The organism is Flavobacterium phycosphaerae (assembly GCF_010119235.1).
In the GTDB taxonomy this organism is placed as follows: Bacteria; Bacteroidota; Bacteroidia; order Flavobacteriales; family Flavobacteriaceae; genus Flavobacterium; species Flavobacterium phycosphaerae.
On sequence record NZ_JAAATZ010000001.1, the window covers coordinates 1,918,239 to 1,939,439 of the forward strand.

At 40.6% G+C, this 21,201-nt stretch carries 17 protein-coding genes, 1 tRNA gene and 1 pseudogene; 5 read left to right on the forward strand and 14 right to left on the reverse strand.

The genetic code is table 11. From position 1 onward, the window contains the following. Positions 1-83 precede the first annotated feature (83 nt). The 3 genes from GUU89_RS08445 to GUU89_RS08450 form a co-directional block, all read right to left on the reverse strand. A complete protein-coding gene (locus GUU89_RS08445) occupies positions 84-593 on the reverse strand; it encodes a hypothetical protein (RefSeq protein WP_162127502.1) in 510 nt (169 codons plus the stop codon). 54 nt (positions 594-647) lie between these two features. Then, positions 648-773: a hypothetical protein gene (locus GUU89_RS15125; protein WP_262886107.1), complete on the reverse strand. Its 126-nt coding sequence runs from the start codon at positions 771-773 to the stop codon at positions 648-650. Between the two features lie 144 nt (positions 774-917). Beyond that, the gene (locus GUU89_RS08450; protein WP_162127503.1) at positions 918-1,160 is read right to left on the reverse strand and encodes a helix-turn-helix domain-containing protein; all 243 of its coding nucleotides are present in this window, start codon (positions 1,158-1,160) and stop codon (positions 918-920) included. Between the two features lie 702 nt (positions 1,161-1,862). Here GUU89_RS08450 and GUU89_RS08455 point away from each other — a divergent pair. Genes GUU89_RS08455 through GUU89_RS08465 form a run of 3 tightly spaced genes read left to right on the forward strand, consistent with a single transcriptional unit; the run spans position 1,863 to position 8,829 of the window. After that, on the forward strand, positions 1,863-4,874 hold the full coding sequence (locus GUU89_RS08455) for a SusC/RagA family TonB-linked outer membrane protein (protein ID WP_162127504.1): 3,012 nt from the start codon (positions 1,863-1,865) through the stop codon (positions 4,872-4,874). A 17-nt stretch (positions 4,875-4,891) separates the two neighbouring features. Then, positions 4,892-6,280, forward strand: coding sequence for a RagB/SusD family nutrient uptake outer membrane protein (locus tag GUU89_RS08460; protein WP_162127505.1), 1,389 nt, complete (start codon positions 4,892-4,894; stop codon positions 6,278-6,280). Further along, the gene (locus GUU89_RS08465) at positions 6,280-8,829 is read left to right on the forward strand and encodes an alpha/beta hydrolase family protein (RefSeq protein ID WP_162127506.1); all 2,550 of its coding nucleotides are present in this window, start codon (positions 6,280-6,282) and stop codon (positions 8,827-8,829) included. Before GUU89_RS08460 ends, GUU89_RS08465 begins: the two co-directional genes overlap by 1 nt. A gap of 39 nt (positions 8,830-8,868) precedes the next feature. Here GUU89_RS08465 and GUU89_RS08470 read toward each other — a convergent pair whose 3' ends face one another. The 11 genes and pseudogenes from GUU89_RS08470 to GUU89_RS08515 all read right to left on the reverse strand — a co-directional run bounded on the left by GUU89_RS08470 (position 8,869) and on the right by GUU89_RS08515 (position 19,249). Then, complete coding sequence (locus GUU89_RS08470; protein WP_162127507.1) at positions 8,869-9,135, reverse strand: hypothetical protein; 267 nt, start codon at positions 9,133-9,135, stop codon at positions 8,869-8,871. A 17-nt stretch (positions 9,136-9,152) separates the two neighbouring features. Next, entirely contained in the window at positions 9,153-10,292 is a 1,140-nt protein-coding gene (locus GUU89_RS08475; RefSeq protein WP_202924442.1) for a hypothetical protein, read from the reverse strand. 39 nt (positions 10,293-10,331) lie between these two features. After that, positions 10,332-10,718 (reverse strand): annotated as a pseudogene (locus GUU89_RS15410) (MauE/DoxX family redox-associated membrane protein); the annotation flags it as partial. Positions 10,719-10,789: 71 nt separating this feature from the next. Beyond that, positions 10,790-11,371 carry a helix-turn-helix domain-containing protein gene (locus GUU89_RS08480; RefSeq protein ID WP_162127508.1) on the reverse strand — a complete coding sequence of 194 codons (582 nt, stop codon included), beginning with the start codon at positions 11,369-11,371 and terminating at the stop codon, positions 10,790-10,792. Between the two features lie 191 nt (positions 11,372-11,562). Next, positions 11,563-12,798 carry a site-specific integrase gene (locus GUU89_RS08485; protein WP_162127509.1) on the reverse strand — a complete coding sequence of 412 codons (1,236 nt, stop codon included), beginning with the start codon at positions 12,796-12,798 and terminating at the stop codon, positions 11,563-11,565. Positions 12,799-13,071: 273 nt separating this feature from the next. Further along, positions 13,072-13,153: transfer RNA gene (locus tag GUU89_RS08490), tRNA-Tyr, on the reverse strand. A gap of 151 nt (positions 13,154-13,304) precedes the next feature. Further along, positions 13,305-14,465 carry a TlpA disulfide reductase family protein gene (locus GUU89_RS08495; RefSeq protein ID WP_162127510.1) on the reverse strand — a complete coding sequence of 387 codons (1,161 nt, stop codon included), beginning with the start codon at positions 14,463-14,465 and terminating at the stop codon, positions 13,305-13,307. A 79-nt stretch (positions 14,466-14,544) separates the two neighbouring features. Then, entirely contained in the window at positions 14,545-15,957 is a 1,413-nt protein-coding gene (locus GUU89_RS08500) for an MBL fold metallo-hydrolase (protein ID WP_162127511.1), read from the reverse strand. Between the two features lie 62 nt (positions 15,958-16,019). Beyond that, positions 16,020-16,811, reverse strand: coding sequence for a sulfite exporter TauE/SafE family protein (locus GUU89_RS08505; protein WP_162127512.1), 792 nt, complete (start codon positions 16,809-16,811; stop codon positions 16,020-16,022). A gap of 66 nt (positions 16,812-16,877) precedes the next feature. Then, entirely contained in the window at positions 16,878-17,285 is a 408-nt protein-coding gene (locus tag GUU89_RS08510; protein ID WP_162127513.1) for a response regulator, read from the reverse strand. Then, on the reverse strand, positions 17,282-19,249 hold the full coding sequence (locus GUU89_RS08515; RefSeq protein WP_162127514.1) for a PAS domain S-box protein: 1,968 nt from the start codon (positions 19,247-19,249) through the stop codon (positions 17,282-17,284). Before GUU89_RS08515 ends, GUU89_RS08510 begins: the two co-directional genes overlap by 4 nt. A gap of 298 nt (positions 19,250-19,547) precedes the next feature. On the opposite strand from GUU89_RS08515, the gene GUU89_RS08520 reads away from it, so the two are divergent. Next, a complete protein-coding gene (locus GUU89_RS08520; RefSeq protein ID WP_162127515.1) occupies positions 19,548-19,943 on the forward strand; it encodes a hypothetical protein in 396 nt (131 codons plus the stop codon). 173 nt (positions 19,944-20,116) lie between these two features. Then, entirely contained in the window at positions 20,117-21,199 is a 1,083-nt protein-coding gene (locus tag GUU89_RS08525) for an efflux RND transporter periplasmic adaptor subunit (RefSeq protein WP_162127516.1), read from the forward strand. Positions 21,200-21,201 lie beyond the last annotated feature (2 nt).

Below are 21,201 nucleotides of genomic sequence, written 5' to 3' on the forward strand. Positions count from 1 at the left end.
GGTATAGTTTTTTTGCGAAGAAAATAGTCAAGTTCGCTAATCAACCAGCTACTAAACAAAAATGATATGAACTCTAACCAAAATTAGATTTTTAATTTAGGGAGGCTAATATTAATAACTTTACCCCGTAGTAGTTCAAGATTTTTTTTTGAAATATTAGTGCCTAAATAATTGTTCTTACTGTCATATAAATTCCCATTACTTAAATCTAATTTTTGACCAGTTGCTTCATTATGAGCATGCGGATTGGATGGCAACGGATCTTTATCATATTTGTAGATAACCCAAATTTCACCTTTACTTTTAATCCTTTGTTCATCAATTCTCCTTATAGCATCTTCGGGAAGAATTGAACTTTCTAATATGACAGTTTCTGTCTCTCTAGGGAAATTAAAATCTATCAGCATTTCAAATATTTGAACTGCAGTAAGATTATGTGAAGCTGTTCGAGTACTATCTTCAGGCTCGTATCCTAACTTTTCTGCCAATGCTAATTGGATATCAAGAAATTTTAAATTGATAGATAGTTCATTTTCAATTAACACTTTTGCTTCTTCAACTTCTTTAATGAATTGGTTAATTTGTTCACTCATAATTTTAAATTATCTTAGTTGAAATCTACTACATTCAAATATATGTAAGTTTTTTTACTTTTTCCTACTTTTCCAACTATCATTATGGTAAATTTCTTTTCTGAATTCTTTCATCTTGATACCAATAAAAACGCCAATAGCAATTACAGGAACAGCCGTTAAAATTTCATACCATTTCATAGTTTGAGCTTTATATGAACTCAAAATAGAAAGTGCTATTATAAAAAAGTATGCAATTCGGGAGTATTTAGTATTTCAAATTGGTAATAAAAAAAAGATGCCTATCAGCATCTTACTTCAGTGTGGTATTTGGTTAGTTGTTCTTTATCCAAACAAATCTTTAATATCTACGTTTAGTGCTTTGGCTATCTTAAGAAGAGTTTTAATGGTTGGATTAGTTTGACCTTTTTCTATTCTACGAATTTGGTTTTCTGATAAATCTACTTCCAAAGCTAATTTATCTTGAGAAAAGTCTGTTGACTCTTCTCTTATTTTTCTGATTGTTAAACCAAGTTTTATGATAGCTTTATTTTGTTGTTCATTTTCCACATTATAAAATTCTATCATTACCACAAATTAAAAGCACACATATATGTTTGGTTTATTATTTTTCTTATATTAGCACCGAATTAATTAAATTTGCGATTCTTCAAATAACAATATTGAAGCATTCGCTTTGAATCTCGTATCAGAAAACTGGTAATTTTAAGTACACGGGATGATAAGTAAGATGCTCACGTCCTTTGGCGTGGGCTCACTTATTCGTGTACAGGTATACCAGTACCTTAGGTCGATATAAGCTGAGTTCCGCGCCTTTTTTGTGTTTACTCCGCTCTTAGGTTCAACCATTTTTTTATTAGTTAAAAGGGAAGAGGGATAAGGGATTAGCTTCTCTCCGTTCGCCATTTGGTCCGGGTAGTTTTTGCTTCTTCGCTTTGCACTATTCACTATTTGAACAACTACTTACACAGCCTGCGTGTGAGCGATAGTTGAGTTTTTATTGAGTTGGGTTATAATGCTATGTCCACGCAGGTTTTTAGATTGCTTTGCCAGTTTGCTGGCGCTCGTGTCCCGCCTTCGCGGGAATGACAGACAAGGAACAAAAACAAAACAATTATGAATCAGTAAACCCTAAAGCCTATGGTATAACAAACAAAATCTAAACTTCAAACAAATCCGCAAAAAAAAGGCCCTCTGCATCTTCTTGGCGGTTGAACAGAGGACCGGTAGACAAACAAAACTAATGTTTCATTTAACCAATCCAATATTATGAATAAAAATTCATTGTACAAGGCACGAGCGCCTTTACTCTTGGTATTTTTTTACTGCCTGCTCTACAGCAGCGGCTGCTTTGCCCAAAACAACCCACAACAAATTACAGGAATCGTAACCGATGCCCATGGTGCGCTACCTGGCGTTACCATAACCCAAAAAAGGACCCCCAATCAAGTTGGGGGTGACAAGAGTGTCATTACCGACGACAAGGGGCGCTATGCCATTAGTGCTGCTGCAGGTGATATTCTTATCTTTTCATTTGTAGGCTATAAGGAAGTCGCCGTCACCATCGCGACGGACAGCGTGATCAACATTACCATGACTGAAGATGCCACTACCTTACAAGAAGTTACCGTGAATGCGGGCTACTACACCGTAAAAGACAAGGAACGTACCGGTAGCATTGCCAAAATAACCTCAAAAGACATTGAAAAGCAACCCGTAACCAACGTCCTCTCGACTATGCAGGGCCGAATGGCTGGTGTTAGTATTACCCAAACCAGTGGCGTGCCCGGTGGTGGGTTTGACCTAAAGATACGGGGGCAGAACAGCCTGAGGGCGGAAGGCAATAGCCCGTTATACCTGATTGATGGTGTGCCTTATTCGTCAGAATCGGTAGGGAACTCCCGAACGACGAGCATACTGCCCACTCTGGCGAATCCGCTCAATAGCATTAATCCGCAGGATATTGAAAGTATTGAAGTGTTGAAAGATGCGGATGCTACAGCCATTTACGGCTCGCGTGGTGCCAATGGGGTGGTGCTAATTACCACCAAGAAAGGGAAGCAGGGCAAGACCCGCTTTACTGCGAATGTATCGCAGGGTGTAGCCCAAGCCACTAAGTTTATGACCCTGCTGAACACGGAGCAGTACCTGGCGATGCGGAATGAGGCCTTTGCTAATGATGGGGTTACCCCTTCGTTTATGGATTATGATGTAAATGGTACCTGGGACCCCAACCGCTATACGGATTGGCAAAAGGAACTGCTGGGCGGCACCGTGCACTATAAGGATGCCAATGCCTCGGTAAGCGGAGGCAGTGCCCAAACCCAGTTTTTGGTGAGTGGAACGTTTCATGAGGAGACTACGGTTTTTCCGGGCGATTTTGGGTATAAAAGGGGTGTGCTGCGCAGCAATCTGAACCACAAGTCGGAAAACCAAAAATTCCGTATGTCGTTATCAACGGGGTATACCGTACAGGACAATAACCAACCGGCTGTTGATTTGACCCGTACGGCGATGTTGTTGGCTCCGAATGCTCCGGCGCTATATAATGATGATGGGAGTTTAAATTGGGCCGGCAGCAGCTGGGAAAATCCTTTGGCGGCTTTGGAAGGGAAGTACCGTACCAAGACTTACGATTTTATAGCTAATGGGACTGTAGGTTACAGCCTGATGCCAGGATTGGAAGTGAAATCGGCCTTTGGGATTACCGATACCCGGCACGATGAAACCCGAACCACACCTTCGACGATTTACGACCCTGTGTATGGAGCCGGTCCTGAATTCTCGGGCTTGCTTGTGAATACCGTGACCCGACGTTCGTGGATAGCCGAACCGCAATTGAGTTGGTCAAAGCAATGGAAGTATGGTAAAACGGAACTGTTGGCCGGAGGTACTTTTCAGCAGCAGCAAGGCACCAAGCTGTTGCAGGAGGGTACCGGGTTTGTGAACAACAGCCTCATCTATAACCTGGGTGCTGCTTTTAGCGTAAAGACCTTGCAGGATCAGCCAACGGACTATCGCTACCAGGCTTTTTTTGGCCGGTTGAACTATTCCTATCAGGATAAATATATTGTGAACCTGACCGGTCGCCGTGACGGTAGCAGCCGTTTTGGACCAGGCAGGCAGTTCGCGACCTTTGGTGCGGTAGGAGCGGCCTGGCTGTTTGGCAACGAAACGTTGCTGAAGGATAACAGCATACTCAGTTTTGGAAAGCTGCGGGCAAGTTATGGCACCACCGGGAACGACCTGATTGGCGATTACCAGTTTTTGGATACTTTTTTGTCTTCGGGTGTGAGCTATAATGGCGTGATTGGGTTGGAACCTACGCGGTTGTATAATCCGAATTTTGGTTGGGAAACCAACAAAAAATTGGAGCTGGCGGTAGAAGCCGGATTTTTTAAAGACCGAATATTCTTGACACTGGGGTGGTACAACAACCGTTCGTCGAGCCAATTGGTAGGGATTCCGATGCCCGCCACTACCGGTTTTCCTTCCATTCAAGGCAATCTCGATGCGACCGTACAAAACCGCGGTACTGAAATAACCCTGCGTACCGTGAATTTCCAAAACGGGAATTTCAGTTGGACTACGAACTTCAACATTTCTTTTTCGAAAAACAAGCTGGTGTCCTTTCCCGATTTGGCTACCTCGACGTACCGCAACCAGTTTGTGATAGGAGAGGCCTTAAACATTCAGAAAGTCTATCATTATACCGGGCTTGACCCGGCCACGGGTGTTTTTACTTTTGCCGATTTGAACGGTGACGGGATGCTTTCTGCACTGGACAAGCAGGTGGTGAAGGATTTCAATCCGGCCTTTTTTGGCGGGCTAGGCAACCAGTTGACGTATAAACGGTGGTCGCTTGACGTACTGTTTCAGTTTGTGAAGCAGGACAACTACACTGCTGCCGCGATGACGGGTGTACCGGGAACCTTTGGTAATCAGCCCACCGAAATACTGCAGCACTGGCAAGGCGCAGGTGACACCTCAGGGTATCAAATTTTTACGGCAGGGTATAACGGTGCTGCTGTGGATGCCTACTACAACTATTACGAGAGTGATGCGGTGATTGGCGATGCCTCATTTGTGCGTTTGAAAAATGTAGCCCTCAGCTATAAAGTTCCGGAGCGCTGGCTCTTTGGGGCCAGCTGCAAGGTTAGCCTTGAGGGGCAAAACCTGTTGACATTTACCGGGTATAAGGGCAGAGACCCTGAATTTTCCGCGTATGGGTACCTGCCACCCTTAAAGGTGTTTACGGCAGGAGTGCAGTTTAGCTTTTAATTTAAAACGATTTAATTATGAAAAACTTCAATTATAGAATGCCGGTGCGACTGCTTATGGTACTGGCGGTATTGTTTTCGGGCTGTGATTCTTTTGTAGAGGTGGATCTTCCGTCTTCGCAACTGACCTCAAGCAGTGTTTTTGAAGAGCGGGCTACGGCCAACGCTGCTATGACGAATATTTATGCCAAGCTGAGAGATAGCGGCCTACTATCGGGTGGTGCCTCGGGCATGTCTATTGCCTTGGGTGCCTATGCGGATGAATTGGATTACTATGGCATCAGTTCGGGCGACACCCAGTTCCTGTATACCAACAGTGTGTTGCCGACCACCGGTATTGTTGCCGAATGGTGGAGCAGGAGCTACAACCAGATTTATGCGGCCAATACTGTATATGAAGGAGTGAGTAATGCCACCAAACTGGCGCAGTCCGATAAAGACCAGTTGATGGGAGAAGCTTTGTTCGTGCGGGCGCTGGTGCATTTTAACCTGGCGAATCTGTTTGGCGCAGTGCCATATATTACCACTACTGACTATCAGCAGAACCAGATGGCACCTAAAGTAGCTGTTGCCGAAGTGTATAGCCGTTGCATTGCCGATTTAGAAACGGCGCAGGCCTTATTGCCTACCACTGATTTTGGAGGGAGCCGGGTGCGCCCCAATAAGTGGGCCGCTACGGCATTATTGGCCAGGGTGTATTTGTACAACGGCAACTTTGCGGAGGCGGCTAATGCTGCTTCTGCTGTGCTGAACGAAACGGGAACCTATGCGCTTGTGACCGATTTTGACAGTGCCTTTTTGAAGGACAGCCCGAGTACCCTGTGGCAGCTTATTCCGCAGAATTCTGGAGCCAGTACGGCGGAGGGAGCCAACTTTATTTTTACGGCCGGACCGCCGCCGTTTGTGGCACTGACCCAGTCGTTGTTGGATGCTTTTGAGCCGGGTGATTTGCGCAAGTTGCATTGGGTAAAGGGGGTAACTGATGGGAGCACCACTTGGTACCATGCTTATAAATACAAGCAACAAAGTTTTACCGGAAGCAGTACCGAGTATTCGATTGTACTGCGTTTGCCGGAACTGTATTTGATTCGGGCGGAAGCCCGGGCAAAGCAGGGGTTTTTGAGTGGGGCGAAGGATGATTTGAATGCCATTCGCAATTTGGCGGGTTTGCCGAATACCACTGCTGCCACGCAGGAGGAAGTACTTACCGCCATTGTAAAGGAACGACGGGTGGAATTCTTTACGGAAGGCGGTCACCGCTTTGCTGACTTAAAACGTGCGGGCGAGGCCAACGCCGTACTCGATGTGGCAAAACCCGGTTGGGATGCGCACGAGGTCTTGTTCCCGTTACCTCAAAATGAGTTGTTACTGAATCCAAATCTCGAACCTCAAAACACCGGCTACTAATGAAGAAGTGGTTATTCGTACTATTGGCTGCCTGCCCGGTATGGAGTCAGGTGGCTAAAAAACAGTTGACTGAAGCTGACTATGGTTTGTGGAGTACGTTGGAACAAGTGCAGCTTTCCGAGGATGGACGATGGGCGTGCTACACGCTTACCTATGAAAGCGGTGTCGATACGCTCATGGTAAAAAGCACCAGGACGGACAAAACCTATTCTTTTGCCGGTGGCACGGAGGGGCGTTTTGCTGCCAACGGTCATTTTGTGTTTCGCAATCCTGATGGGGCAGTGGTGCTGGTAAACCTGAAGTTAGGCACACAATCACAGTTCCCCAACAGTGGGCAGTATCGCCTGGCATTAGGTGGGCGTTTGTTGGTATTGTTGGAAAATGTGGGGACAACCGCTGGTGATTTATTAGTAGTGGCTATGGATGGGAAGGTGCTGAAAAGGATTCCCAAAGCGTCGCTGTTTTCGATGAATCCGGCGGGTAGCCAATTGGTATGCGACTACGAGGGCCAACTGTTGCTGTTGGACCTGAACCGCGTGGAGCAGCCACAGCTTATTGACGTGAAACCCCAAATATACCAAGGCATAGTTTGGCAAGCCAATGGTGCTTCTTTGGCCTATCTTACCGAAGGGGCTGAGGCTTATGTTGGATTTTATCAGCTGGCCGAAAAGAAGCATTATGTTTTTGACCGGAATCAGTTTAAGGATTTCCCAAAAGATGGGGAGCTTTACCATGCTTCAGTAACGGAGCTTTCGGTGTCTGATGATGGGCAAAGGGTGTTTTTTGGGGTGAAGCCAAAACAACCCTCGCAGGATACTGGTGGTGTACAACTTTGGAATACCGCAGATAAATTGCCCTACCCCCGCAAACGGGCCATTAACGGCTGGAACGATAGGGTCAAGCTGGCGGTGTGGCAACCGCTAACGCAACAGTTAAGGATGGTGACTTCGGTTCGTTTCCCTTATCAGGAACTGCTGGCTGGTCAGCAATTGGCTTTGGTTTATGATCCGATGGCACATGAACCCCAATTTGACTATGATGCACCGGTTGATTTTTATTTGCAGGATGTTGCCACTGGTGCGGAACGGTTAGTGTTGGAAAAGCATAGTCCCGATAGGACAAAAATGGGAATATCGGTGCAAGGGAACTACATCGCTTATTTTAAGGATAAGGATTGGTGGGTTTATGACATCAAAACGGCCGCCCATCATAACCTTACCGCTTCGCTTGGATCATCGTTTACCGACCCGCTGTACGACCGTTCGGGTGATGTACAGGTTTGCGGCATAGCCGGATGGACGCCCAATGACGATGCCGTTTTGGTTTATGATGCGTATGATATTTGGAGTCTTAAGACGAATGGAAGCGGTGCCGATCGTCTGACCAAAGGCAGGGAAACAAGCACTGTTTTTAGGGTTGTTCCCCCAAAGGCTTATGAAACTGTCGGCTCACGTTCAGACAACGGGCTCGATTTGAATAACGGACTTGTGTTGAGGGCGGTAAGCCCGTCGAAAAGCGGCTACTTTAACTGGACTCCTAAAAATGGTGCGACCCCTATTGTTTTTGAAAGTAACAGGATTAGCGCCATTACCAAAACGGCGAACGGGGTGTATGCATTCCTTAGGGAGCATTACCATCTGTCGCCGCAATTGGTAGTGCAGCATCCGGGGGGTAATCAAATGTTGGTGTATCAAAGTAACACGCAACAGCAACACTATGATTGGGGATTCTCGAAACGCATTTCCTATGAGAATTCTAAAGGACAGTTGCTTCACGGAGCCCTTTTCTATCCGGCTGGCTATGATGCCGATAAAAGCTATCCGATGGTCGTGTATATTTATGAGCGGTTATCCCAGTATTACAATGAGTATGTTAATCCGTCCCTGCGCAATCAGGATGGTTTTAATATCAGCAATCTCACGTCGCAGGGTTATTTTGTACTGCTGCCCGATATCGCTTATGAGGAAGGGAAAACGGGGCAATCGGCGGTAGAGTGCGTTACCGCTGCTGTGAATGAAGTAGTGGCGCACGAATCGGTGGATAAAAAGCGAATAGGCCTTGTGGGGCATTCGTTTGGGGGGTATGAAACTAATTTTATTGTCACTCAAACAAATATTTTTGCCGCGGCTGTTTCGGGTTCCGGTTTTGCCGATAGTATCAGCTGTTATCTTTCCGTAGGTGATGGCAATCTGAAACAGGAGACTTGGCGTTATGAATCCAATCAATTGCGGATGGGTGTGCCGCTTTTTGATGCTTTTGACCGGTATTTGCAGAATTCTCCGGTTACTTATACTCCCAAAGTAAAAACTCCACTTTTACTGTGGTCGGGGACAAAGGATAACTCGGTAAACTATCGCCAAAGTCTGGAATTCCATCTGGCTTTGCGTAGGCTTGGAAAACCTAATATATTGTTGCTGTATGAGGGAGGAGGGCACAGCCTGACCAAAGCAGAACATCAAGTGGATTTAACCCGGCGCATGAGTCAGTGGTGGGACTACTACCTGAAAGGAGGACCTAAACCGGATTGGTTAACACCGGATACTTTTTAAATAACAAAGCAGTTCCCTTGGGAACTGCTTTGCTTTTGGCTACTGGTGGTTGCGTTTTAATTCAACTACACAATTTCCATTAGCATCCTTACCCCAAACCTGGGTGCTGCCAACGGTGCAAAGTGGTCCAATATCATCGGAACACATGATAGAGGTGTTACACACCGTTCCGAAAGGGTTCGCTTTTAGGTACCCTTGGATGTTGACGGTGTCTTTGGCATTGTTGCTCGAGGTGAACGAGCTTAACGCACCTACCAATCCCAAGGCCAGTACGGCCATTGGAATGAATTTACTCAATCTTTTCATGATTAATACATTTAATGTTACTGATCTACTCTGTTCACAGGTTTTCGATCTTCTCCTGATAACAGGCCTGTTATATTGTTATGTGATTCGTCTTGGTACGTATTTAATGGCTGGGCGGCATACCTCTTTACTACCAGAGGACTCATTTGGTAACTGACCAGATGGGTGCCTATTAGTCCGTAAAACCTATTTCCCTCGACCATAAAATGGCTTAACCTTTTGCCATCTATATTGTAAATATAAAAGCTCACTACGTAAGAGCGTTTATTTACGTCATATACATCGACAAGGCTCGCTTGTTTCCACATTTTGGCATCTTCAAATTTCCCCATGAGTGCCGAATGAACAAATAGTAAGCCTTTGTACAGATAGGCATTCTTGTTGACGGTTAATGGTGGGGCCGAGAGTTTTTTTTCGTTACGGTCTTTATTAAATGCTACTTTGATTTGTGCCTTGCTGATGGTGTCAATCGTATTGCCACGATGGATTAATTTGAGGGTTGGGTCGGCTACAATATACTGATTGCGGTAATAGTAGAGGTAGACTACTCTGTTGGTGTTGGGGTCGTAGTTTAAGATGCCATCGGTATCAAAAATACCGTCAATTTGTTTTTGAAGTAGCCCCGGATTCGTTATGATTCGACACTTCTTCTGGTCAAAACGAGCCAAAACATTTTCCGCATTGGGTTTGTGCGTGCGAAAGGCCAGTGAGACTGAATCGGTAAAGACCGGATTGGAAAACTTACTACTTATACCCGGTAGTTGTGTGGCACTCCATTGCCCTGTTTTGCCCCGGAACACGACCGGCACCGTACCATCGAAGGCGAAGAAGTATTTGGAATGCACCTGTAGTTGTACTGAACGGAACGGGAAGTTTACCTTATTTAACTGAACGGCGATTTCCTTTTTGGTTTTCAGTAAGGTATCAACCTCCGTAAGCAATAAAGGTGCTGTCGTGTTGCCCAGGTATATTTTTCCGTTGGTGATTCCGGCGAAATAATAGGAATTGAATCCGAGGTCGATATCGTGTTCTTTAGAGAACTGCTCCGGTAATCTTCTGACAAAGTTATTGCGGTGCTGAATGATATCTTCTGACAGAAGAAATAGCACTGTAATAAAGGCAATAGCTGAGGTTGCGAGTAGAGTCAGGTAGCCCATTGTAATCCTTTTGGGAGTACTTGACACAATTGCCATCCCTGAAAGTAGCACGAATACTATATTGAAAACAAGGTGCTGCGTCCAACTCATCTTTTCTAAGATGCCACCACAGGAGCAAGGGGTGAAGGAACTGAAGTTGAGAATGATTACAATATAGGCTGTAAACATGGTCATTAGTGCAAAACTGCCGTAAAGTCCTATCAGCCGGGATTTGCGAAATAGCAACAGAAACACCAGAACGCCTTCTACAACAGGAACTGCTATTGCAGTTGAGTCTGCAAAGGCACTTAGTAATGGCGACTGACCGAGTTGGATTCGAAAATTCTGAAAATCCAACACCTTGCTAGTAGCTGCGTAGGTAAAAAGCAGTATGTGCAGCATAGCTATACTATAAATTGCACTGGATTTGAGTACTTTGCATTTCATTTTGTGCGCTTTTGGAGCAGTAAAATTCTGTAAATGAAATTTTTAACCGATTGTTATTTGGGAATAGTTTACTACTCAATATTGGAGTCAGTGTCCTTATTCGTTTCAGATGTGGTACTCCGTTTTACATCTGCAGGCGACACACCATACTTTTTCTTAAAAGCTTTATAGAAGTTGGTGTAATTATTAAAGCCGCTTAAAAGGGCAATTTTGGTCAAAGGAACTCTGGTTTGCTCTATTATCAAATGGGCTTTCTTTAACCGTTCGTCATTGTAGAATTGGTAGATGCTTGTTTTGGACCAATTGCGAAAGCTTTGTTTTAAAGTGAATTCGTTTGTTCCAAACATTTGCGCTAGTTCTTTTGAGGAAGGAAGTTCTTCGTCAAGATGGGTAAGGATGTATTCCTGTACTTTTTGGATCAACGCCACCGGCTCGATTAATTCTGAAGCTTCCCACTTTCTTGACGTAGTGAATGGATTTTCATAATTGGCGTCTTGCAACTTTGATGCAAACTCATTTAAAGATTTTGCTATTTCATTAAACTGTTCATCATCCGTATCGGCCGGAACCCTGTGCGCGAGATTGCCGCTGATGATTTCAAACAGCATTTTGTAAAGTGCCCGGATTCTTGATTCATGTATTTGTGGATCCATTTGTAGTTGTTGTAGTGATGCGAAGTTATCTATTGCATATAAGAGATTCAAGAACTATAGTGTGCGATTCGGGAATTACACACCCTGATTCTTGTTTTGATTTTCATAAAAAAGCACCGCCTTTTATGGCGGTGCTTGACTAATTAAAAATTATTTTGGTAAAATGTTATTTCTATTTTTTGTTGTATGGATTATGAACTTTTTACAAGCAAATTGCCGGATAATTTTTCTTTGAGAATAGCCATATCATCGCTTACTCTTTTGTCAACGATTTTGGCATAGTGCTGTGTAGTTCTCAAACTTCTATGCCCAAGCATTTTACTAACACTTTCAATGGGAACCCCATTTGTTAAAGTAACAGAGGTAGCAAATGTATGGCGTGCCATGTGAAAAGTAATTTCCTTGTTAATTCCGCAAACATCCCCAATCTCCTTTAAATAGCTATTCATTTTCTGGTTACTGAGCACCGGAAGTATTCTGTCTTCATTTATGCATTTTGGATGCTCTTCATATTTTTTTATCAATTCCTCTGCTACTGGCAGCAATGGTATTTTTGAACTTGTGTCCGTTTTTTGACGATTCTTGAATATCCATCTATTACCATCTATACCTATTCCTAAATGATCCCTTTTTAATTGTTGCACATCAATATAGGCAAGGCCTGTGAAACAGCAGAAAATGAAAATATCCCTCACTTGTTCCAAACGGGTATTCATGAATTTTTTGGAGTAAATTTTCTTGAGTTCGTCTTCAGTTAAAAACTCTTTATCAACCTCGTAAACTTTGCCTTCATATTTACTGAAAGGGTCTTTCTCTAACCAATCATTATTCAGGCAGATATTAACTATTTTTCTAAGATTCCTAACGTATTTTACCGCGGTGTTATTGGCGCAGTTTTTTACGCTTCTTAGATAGAACTCGAATTCTGTTATAAATGCGTGGTCAATTTTTATTAGGGCAATATCGTCGTCATTACTTTTCCATGAGAGAAAATTTTGTAAATGATTTAACGTTACTTCAAAGCGCTGCAATGTTCCCCAGGCATATTGCTTTCCAACTAATTCACGCATTTTATTATTATGGTCTTCAAATACTTTTACCAACGTCCTATGGTTTTTGTATATACCACTTATTATTGATTTCACGTTTTCAACAGTTACCGGCTCTTCCTTATGCAACAATGTCATTTCAGCTCCCAAAACTTTAGATCTCATCATATCCAGATAACTATTAATTGAACGGGCTTCTTCATTCTGTCCTTTCATTTTGGCTAGCTCTGGGGACCATTTCGACTTATCAATAAACTTTTTAGTGCTAAATTCCATTCTTTGTCCATCGACAGTTAGTCTGATATAAATTGGTAATTTGCCGTCAGCATTCATTTTAGTGCTCTTGGCATAGAAATGCAGAGTGATTTTTGTTTTCATGGTGGTAACCTTTTAATTATTATTCAATTTAAATTCCTGAGTAATAACAAACAAGATGTACAGCTTTTGAACGGGTTAGTGAACAGGCTAAAAGTACAGTGTTTGTAAGGCTTAAGAAGATTTAGCGAGACCCTAAGTTTGGTTTAAATGTAGGGTCTCGATTTTGCTCCCTAAGATTTAAGATTGAATGAATATTTTGGAGGTACCAGAAAAACAAAAACCCTGCAAATCCTAAGATTTGCAGGGTTTTGAGACTTTTTGTTTTTATTTATGTGGGGAGAGCAGGATTCGAACCTGCGAAGATGTAATCAGCGGATTTACAGTCCGCCCTCGTTGGCCGCTTGAGTATCTCCCCATCGCTTGGCGCGGTTGCAAATATAACAACACTTTTGATGTTCACAAATAAAAAAACTGTATTTTCTTCAAGGTTTTTTTAATGGTTTGGTTTTGAGTAAAATAAAAAAATCTCCCGAAGGAGATTTTCAATAGTAATTCTGAAAAGCATTTTATTTTGCAGCTAAAAGTTCATTGATTTTAGCTTTCAATGCCTCACCAGTCAAATCAATGGCTACAATTTTACCATCAGCCCCCAATAAGAAGGTTGAAGGAATTTGTGTAACACCATATTGAAGAGCAATCGGGTCATCCATTTCTTTTAAATTTGAAACTTGCGTCCAAGTCAATTTATCTTTAGCTATAGCTTCTTTCCATTTAGCAGCATCATTATCCAATGAAACGCTGATAATGTTTAACCCTTTTGCATGTAGTTCACTGTAAAGGGCAACTACTTCCGGGTTAGCTTGTCTGCATGGGGCACACCAAGAAGCCCAAAAATCAACCAAAGTAGCTTTGCCTAAACTTTCTTTTAAAGAAACCATTTTACCTTCCGGATTCGGAGCTTTAAAGTCAGGAGCCACATCACCAACAGCTACCGTAGTTTTAGCTTTTTCCTGTTTTTTTATGTTCTCTAGGTTTTCTTTGATCTTTTTACCCGGTTTTGTTTTTCTCAATGATTCATCCAAAGTAGTGTAAATCGCTTCAATATCAGCCGGTTTAAACTTAGGATTACTGAACATGGCCTGAACAATCAAAACGCTAATGAATGATTTTGGGTGTGTTTTTGGATAATCAAAAGTATAATCAGTAATGCCTTTTTGAAGTTCGTCGTATTGTTTTCTAAGCGAATTTATGGTAGCGGTGTCCTTTTTTTGACTGGCTTCATTCATTTTAGCCATGTTTTTCATTTGGAAATCCATTACTTTTTTCTGCAAGCCTTTTTTGATCTTACCCGATTCTTCATTGAATTTAGAAAACTCATCATTGTTGTAAGTTCCGCCAATTTTTGATTTAAAAATACTGTCTTTATCTACTTCAATAGAAATTTCACCTTCTTCTAAAATAAAAGGTACTTTACCGTTTACTTTTTGTATTTCAATTAAGCTGATAGCAGGTTCGTCAGCTTTACCTTTGATTTCAAATTTTTCATCTACAATTTTCACTGTATCAACAGTTAATAATCCCATGCCATTTGGATTTTCTTTTTGTAAAAAAACCAAACCTGTTTTTAATCCTTTTACTTTTCCTGTAATTAAATATTCACCATCGGCTACTTTACTACACGAAAACAGCGCGATAGCTACGGTTACTAAAAGAAGTACTTTTTTCATTTTATATTTATTAAAAAATTTTGTGCAAATGTATCTAATTTGCCTTGTGAACAAAGTGTTATTATTGTTTTTTTATGATTTATTTTTGAGTTGAAGGACAAACAAATTGGGTACAGTTTACTGATGTTTGCTTGATGCCATTCATTCCTTTTTCTACATTAATCATGTTATGAATGCCTCTTGATTTCAGAATTGATGCCATAATCACGGAGCGATATCCGCCGGCACAATGCAAAAAGAAATCCCGGTCTTTTGGTACACTTTGGAAATTTTCATTGACATTATCCAACGGAAGATTGATAGCGTTTTCTACATGTTCTGCTTCAAACTCACCCGGTTTACGGGCATCCACCACTATACTGTCGGCCTTTAATTGATTGGCAAAAGTTTCCGGAGAGATAGAAGCTATAGCATCCGTTTCAAAACCGGCAGTGGTCCAAGCATCGATGCCACCATTTAAGTAACCAAGCACATGGTCAAATCCAACACGAGACAAACGCGTGATGGTTTCTTCTTCTCTTCCTTCGGGGATAACTAATAGTAATTTTTGATTCACATCTCTGAGTAATGACCCTACCCATGGGGCAAAATTACCTTGTATACCAATAAAAATCGAATTTGGAATATGTGCTTTTACAAAATCATTTTCATGTCTAACATCCAAAACGACAACGTCTCCTTGATTGGCCACCGCTTCAAATTCAGCAGCAGAAAGTGCTATTTTACTGTTTTTGATTACAGTGTCAAGGCTCTCATACCCTTTGATATTCAGCATCACATTTTGAGGAAAATAAGCCGGTGGCGCGCCTAAACCGTCTAACAACTCTTTAGTGAATTCTTCTTTAGTCATATCAGCTCTCAACGCATAATTGGTTTTCTTTTGATTTCCCAAAGTGTCGGTAGTTTCTTTGCTCATGTTTTTGCCACAAGCACTGCCGGCACCATGACTTGGGTATACAATTAAATCATCTGCTAAGGGCATGATTTTGTTGCGCAATGAATCAAAAAGATAAGAAGCCAATTTTTCCTGAGTGAGTTCTTCGGTTAGGGCTTGTGCTAAATCGGGACGGCCCACATCGCCAATGAAAAGCGTGTCTCCTGTGATGATGCCGTGTTGTTTTCCGTTAGCATCGGTTAGTAAATAACAGGTGCTTTCTAAAGTATGTCCCGGCGTATGAATGGCTTTAACGGTATAGTCACCTACTTTAAATTCCTGATTATCGGTAGCGATGATGGCTTCAAATTCAGGTGCAGCTGTTGGACCATAAACAATTTTTCCTCCGCTTTTTTGTGCCAAATCGATATGACCTGAAACAAAATCGGCATGAAAATGCGTTTCAAAAATGTATTTTATTTTAGCATTATCTTTTTGCGCTTTGTCTAAATAGGGTTGCACTTCACGCAAAGGGTCAAAGATAGCAGCTTCTCCATTGCTTTCTAAATAGTAGGCAGCTTGGGCAATACATCCGGTATATATTTGTTCGATTTTCATAAAAAAATAATTTGTACAAAATTAAAGAATAGTGGTTTAAAACGATTTGTATTTAGAATACTTTATGAAAATACTTCTTCATACAAAATCAAAATTGACATGGCTAAAACGAAAATACCGAATATCTTACGCAATAATCTTTCATTTATATATTGCTGAATTCGCAAACCAATAAGAATTCCGGTAATTGAAATTGCAGTGAAAACTAGTAGAAAAGTCCAGTCAATAGCAATATTTTGCACATCGCCCATAAAACCAATCAGTGAGTTGAAGGCAATGATTAACAACGAAGTTCCAATGGCTTTTTTAATAGGTAATTTGGCCAATTGTATCAAGGCAGGAATTATCAAAAAACCACCACCAGCTCCCACTAATCCTATTAAAATACCAACAAAGAATAGCTGTATGATGATGATAACAGGTCCTTTGGTTTTCCACTCACTCTCTTCAATTTTTTTTGGTGGTTTCAGCATCGAATAAGCAGCTAAAAACATCACCACAGCAAAAATGAGCATCAAAAAAGTAGCTTTGGTCAGTTGGACAGCTCCAAAATAAAAAATGACATCGGGTAAATGGTGCACTACAAATTTTCGAGTCAGATAAACACCAATTACCGAAGGAATAGCAAATTGTATTGCTGTTTTTGGGACTACCAGCCCTTTTTTAAAATTACTGATTGTGCCAAAAGTTGAAGTAGTACCTACTATGAATAAAGAATAAGCTGTTGCGATTAATGGATTTAAATGTAAAACGTAAACCAATATCGGAACTGTTAAGATAGAACCACCGCCACCGGTAATGCCAAGTACTAATCCGATAAATAAAGCTCCGATATATCCTAAAATTTCAAGCATCGAGTATAATTAACGATGTAAAAATAGTATAAATCGAAATAAAATCGGGATTTATTTGAGGATAGGTTACTTACTTTTAGTGACATGTTTAGTGATTTCCATGATTTTGCTGCTATCTATCGGCTTTGAAAAATATCCCATGATTTCAGGAAATGTTTTGGCCTTTTCTTTATCTTCATAGGCAATAGAAGAGCTTACAATGTAAATGGCTGTTTTCTTGGTTTTGCCCGAAAGTGATTTTTCAATTTGATTCATAAAATCCCAACCATCCATGATAGGCATTTCAATGTCTAGCAGAATAATTTCCGGCATTTCTTTATTGTCTTCCAAATCCGCTTTGAAGCTTTCGATGGCTTCTTTCCCATTTTTAAAAGAAATAACATCATATTCGGTTTCCGACATGGCAATAATCTTATTAATCAACAATTGATAAATAGGATCGTCATCGATTATGCAAATTACCTTGTTTTTCATTTGAAATAAATAGTAAAAGAGGTTCCTTTATTTAGTTCGCTTTCGGTTTCTATTTTGCCGCCCATAGCTTCCACCTGACTTTTGGTAATAAATAAGCCAATACCTTTTGAGTCGGGATTGCCATTGAAGGTTTTATACATACCGAATAATTTATCACCATTTTTGACCATGTCAATACCAATACCGTTGTCTTTTATTTTCAGTGTTTTTGTTTTTCCGTCATAGGAAATAAAAACTTCCGGCTTTCGGTCGGGATGACTATAGCGTATGGCATTAGATATAAAATTTAAAAGTATACTTTCAAGATAAGCTGTATTGTAATCTACCGCTATATCAGTGGCCACTTCGTTATGAATGACGGCTTCTTTTTTGACAATTTGTTCGGTTAAAACCGTTTTGGCTTTTTCTATATAGTCATGAAGGTTTAAATGTTCAATGGTTAGATTAATGTTGGTTCTAATGCTCACTACTTCGTTTAAATTACTCATGGTTTCATTTAATGAAGCAGAGACTTTTTTCAGCAAACCAATCATTTCGTCTCGTTCTTCTTTGGTTTCGGCTGATTCTAAAAAGCTGGAAATGGTTTCAATATTGCTGGTGTGTGAGCGCAGATTGTGTGAAACGATATAGGAAAAATTTAATAGCCTTTTATTTTGTTCGGATACAATTTCAAAAGATTGTTTCAATTCTTCCTCGGCTCTTTTCTTTTCGGTAATATCTTCTATAATGGCAATATTGTTGGTAGGCGTTCCATCAGATTTTGATAAGCGAGATACAATAAGATTTCCCCAAACCGTTCTTCCGGTTTTGTGAATGTATCTTTTTTCAAGTGTAAATTCGTCTATGTTGCCGTCTTTTAGTTTTTCCATATAAAGAGCATCCTGAGCCAAATCATCGGGGTGAGTTATTTTTTGAAAATTAATTTTATTCAATTCTTTTTGATCATACCCTACTATCCGGCAAAATTCATCGTTTACGGCTAAAAAATTTCCGGTATTCATTTCAACTCGGGCAATACCAACCGGAGCTTGCTCGAATATGGTTTTAAATTCGATTTCGCTGTGAAGTATTTTTTTCGCTTGCTCATAAATCTGCAATTGGAGTTTAGCTGGTTTTTTCATGATAGAAGCTACCCACAAACCACAGATTAAGGACAATAAAAAGCCTAAAACAATTGATGTAGTTATTTGATAAAGCAAACCGTTTTTATCTTGGGCGATGAGATACAGTTTCCAGTCACCATCAGGAATGATAACGGTTTGATAGAATTTTTTGGAGAAATTTTCTTTTTTTGGAAGGAAAAATTCCTCTTTTTGGGTGTCCGGATTTACTTTTGAAAATTGAAAATAGTATTTACTGTCATCTATTGATTTTATTCCGGAAAGTTCCAACAAGGTATTCAGTTTAATAATTACGGCCGAAAACCCCCAGAATTTATTGTTTTTATAGACCGGTAATCTGCCTACTACACCAATTCCGCCTTGTTTTAGTTTTAAGGGTCCGGCAAAATAAATTAATTTGGTTTTAATCGATTTCAGCGCTTCTTCTTTCACTTTTGGCGCATTCAAAATATCGTAATTCAAGGCTGCTTCATTGCCTTCTAATGGGTAAACATATTTAATCACTCCATTTGGTACCAATTGAACGGCATCAATACTGGCATTAGTGTTGACCAGTTTAGGCGCAATTTTATCAAAGTTTTCAGGGATCCCCTCATCGTTAATAGTCATGGCCAGTGTTAGGGTAGTAGTATAACTGTTTTTCAAGACTTGCTGAAAATTTTGATGTACTACATTGATAATGTTAGACATTTCCCGCTGCTGGTTTTCTTTAACAACCTTGTAACGCAAGCCCACAACAAAACTGAGTAATAGCATCAAGGCCAAAAAAACAAGAGCACCTGTAGTGTTAGGTCTTGTTAAAAACCATTTCGAAAGTTTTATCCAAGTTCTTTTGAAACTCATATAGAAGTTGTTTCGGGTTAGTGGGGGAGTAATAGGTTCATAAAGATAATAAAAATATAATAATAGTAAAGGAATATAAATTTCAGAATTCACTTCCCAATACGCTCAATAGTCTACTTTTTATTCCTGTCAACTATATTTTTTTGAACGTTAGGGATTTACCGGTTGTTTTATTAAATGCATTTCTGATTTAATTGAGTCTGTTAAAATAATCGAAATCGTTTTCGTAAGTTTTTACTTGTTACAGCTATGTTTTTTTCTTTTATCGTCTCAATTTTTTAGTACTTTTGGCCTCCATATGAGAATAGTTGCTTTTATAGGATACTTGTGTTTACTGCTTTGCGGCGGGAGTCATAATTTTTATGCCGATACGCAACCTAGTACTACATATATTTGTTCCCCTCAACAACTATCAGAAGACCGTCAATTAAAATTCACAATTGATGACTCATTCAGTATCGTAATCGAAGATACAGATATTGATATTGAAGAAGAACACCTCAGTAGCGATGAGGCTAAAAAAGGAAATGATAGTAATTTTTTTGTTGGAAAGTACGGTTTGTATAAAAACGGATTGACAACATTTACTACTTATGTCCATTTAAATTACTACAATAACGAGTTTGCCAGTCCGCACTTCTTTAGCGACAATTCAGCTCCGATTTACATCAAAAACAGAACGTTAAGAATTTGATTCCTGCTTAACTGTGGGTTACGGTCAGGCATGTTCTAACATGTCTTCACGGATATGCTGTAGCCTTTTCACTCTTGAATAACAATCTGGTTTGTCTTGATTGTTTTTATCATTTACATCCAACAATTTCTGAATTCAACGCGTTTAATCGCTCCAATTTCATTTAAAAAACCATGAAGAGAAATGTTCTATTCGCGGGCTGTATTGCCCTGTTGTGCCTAACAAGCTGCACCACTAAAAAAGAAGAAAAAGAGGAAACCGGTAAATTTACCGTAACCAATGCCGCAGTAATTGACACTTCCTTTACCAAGGAGTATGTTTCACAGATTCGTTCCGTGCGCAACATCGAAATCCGTGCGCAGGAAAAAGGATACCTGCAAAATATTTATGTTGATGAAGGGCAGTATGTAAAAGCCGGACAGGTGCTGTTCCGCATCATGCCGCAATTGTATGAAGCCGAATTGCAAAAAGCCGAAGCTGAAGCCAAAGCCGCTTCTATCGAATGGCAAAACGCGAAAACATTAGCCGACAAAAATGTAGTGTCTAAAAACGAACAAGCTATGGCACTAGCCAAACTAGAGCAAGCCAAAGCCGAGGTAGCCATGGCAAAATTACACTTGTCTTTTACCGAAATCAGAGCCCCATTTGCCGGAACCATTGACCGTATTCCTAAAAAGTTGGGAAGTCTTATTGATGAAGGTGAATTATTGACGAGCCTTTCAGATAACAGCCAAATGTATTCTTATTTCAATGTGTCTGAGCCTGAATATTTGCAATACCAAACCAATGTGAAAAGCCGTGGTGACAGCGAGGTAAGTTTGATTTTAGCCAATGGCGATCGTTTAAAATACAAAGGGAAAGTTGAAGTTATCGAAAGTGAGTTTGATCCTGAAACCGGTAATATTGCCTTCCGTGCTAAATTTCCAAACAACGACAAGCTTTTAAGAAATGGTGAAACCGGTAAAGTGGAAATGACATTGCCAGTGAAAAATGCCTTGATTATTCCGCAAAAAGCTACTTACGAAATACAGGATAAAATGTATGTTTTTGTGGTAGACAGCAACAATAAACTCAAATCAAGAGAATTTGAAATTATAGGTGAATTGCCCGATTTGTATGTGGTGAAAAAAGGACTTGCAGCCAACGAAAAAGTATTGTTGGAAGGGGTTCAAAAAGCAAAAGACGACGAGAAGATAACCTATGTGTATCAAAAACCTGAAGAGGTTATCGCCAATCTGAAACTAAAAGCGGAGTAACC

Excerpts from the sequence above, each read along its gene's own strand:
- GUU89_RS08445 (WP_162127502.1), bottom strand. The coding sequence starts at position 593 with ATGAGTGAACAAATTAACCAATTCATTAAAGAAGTTGAAGAAGCAAAA.
- GUU89_RS15125 (WP_262886107.1), bottom strand. The coding sequence starts at position 773 with ATGAAATGGTATGAAATTTTAACGGCTGTTCCTGTAATTGCTATTGGC.
- GUU89_RS08450 (WP_162127503.1), bottom strand. The coding sequence starts at position 1,160 with ATGATAGAATTTTATAATGTGGAAAATGAACAACAAAATAAAGCTATC.
- GUU89_RS08455 (WP_162127504.1), top strand. The coding sequence starts at position 1,863 with ATGAATAAAAATTCATTGTACAAGGCACGAGCGCCTTTACTCTTGGTA.
- GUU89_RS08460 (WP_162127505.1), top strand. The coding sequence starts at position 4,892 with ATGAAAAACTTCAATTATAGAATGCCGGTGCGACTGCTTATGGTACTG.
- GUU89_RS08465 (WP_162127506.1), top strand. The coding sequence starts at position 6,280 with ATGAAGAAGTGGTTATTCGTACTATTGGCTGCCTGCCCGGTATGGAGT.
- GUU89_RS08470 (WP_162127507.1), bottom strand. The coding sequence starts at position 9,135 with ATGAAAAGATTGAGTAAATTCATTCCAATGGCCGTACTGGCCTTGGGA.
- GUU89_RS08475 (WP_202924442.1), bottom strand. The coding sequence starts at position 10,292 with ATGGGCTACCTGACTCTACTCGCAACCTCAGCTATTGCCTTTATTACA.
- GUU89_RS08480 (WP_162127508.1), bottom strand. The coding sequence starts at position 11,371 with ATGGATCCACAAATACATGAATCAAGAATCCGGGCACTTTACAAAATG.
- GUU89_RS08485 (WP_162127509.1), bottom strand. The coding sequence starts at position 12,798 with ATGAAAACAAAAATCACTCTGCATTTCTATGCCAAGAGCACTAAAATG.
- GUU89_RS08495 (WP_162127510.1), bottom strand. The coding sequence starts at position 14,465 with ATGAAAAAAGTACTTCTTTTAGTAACCGTAGCTATCGCGCTGTTTTCG.
- GUU89_RS08500 (WP_162127511.1), bottom strand. The coding sequence starts at position 15,957 with ATGAAAATCGAACAAATATATACCGGATGTATTGCCCAAGCTGCCTAC.
- GUU89_RS08505 (WP_162127512.1), bottom strand. The coding sequence starts at position 16,811 with ATGCTTGAAATTTTAGGATATATCGGAGCTTTATTTATCGGATTAGTA.
- GUU89_RS08510 (WP_162127513.1), bottom strand. The coding sequence starts at position 17,285 with ATGAAAAACAAGGTAATTTGCATAATCGATGACGATCCTATTTATCAA.
- GUU89_RS08515 (WP_162127514.1), bottom strand. The coding sequence starts at position 19,249 with ATGAGTTTCAAAAGAACTTGGATAAAACTTTCGAAATGGTTTTTAACA.
- GUU89_RS08520 (WP_162127515.1), top strand. The coding sequence starts at position 19,548 with ATGAGAATAGTTGCTTTTATAGGATACTTGTGTTTACTGCTTTGCGGC.
- GUU89_RS08525 (WP_162127516.1), top strand. The coding sequence starts at position 20,117 with ATGAAGAGAAATGTTCTATTCGCGGGCTGTATTGCCCTGTTGTGCCTA.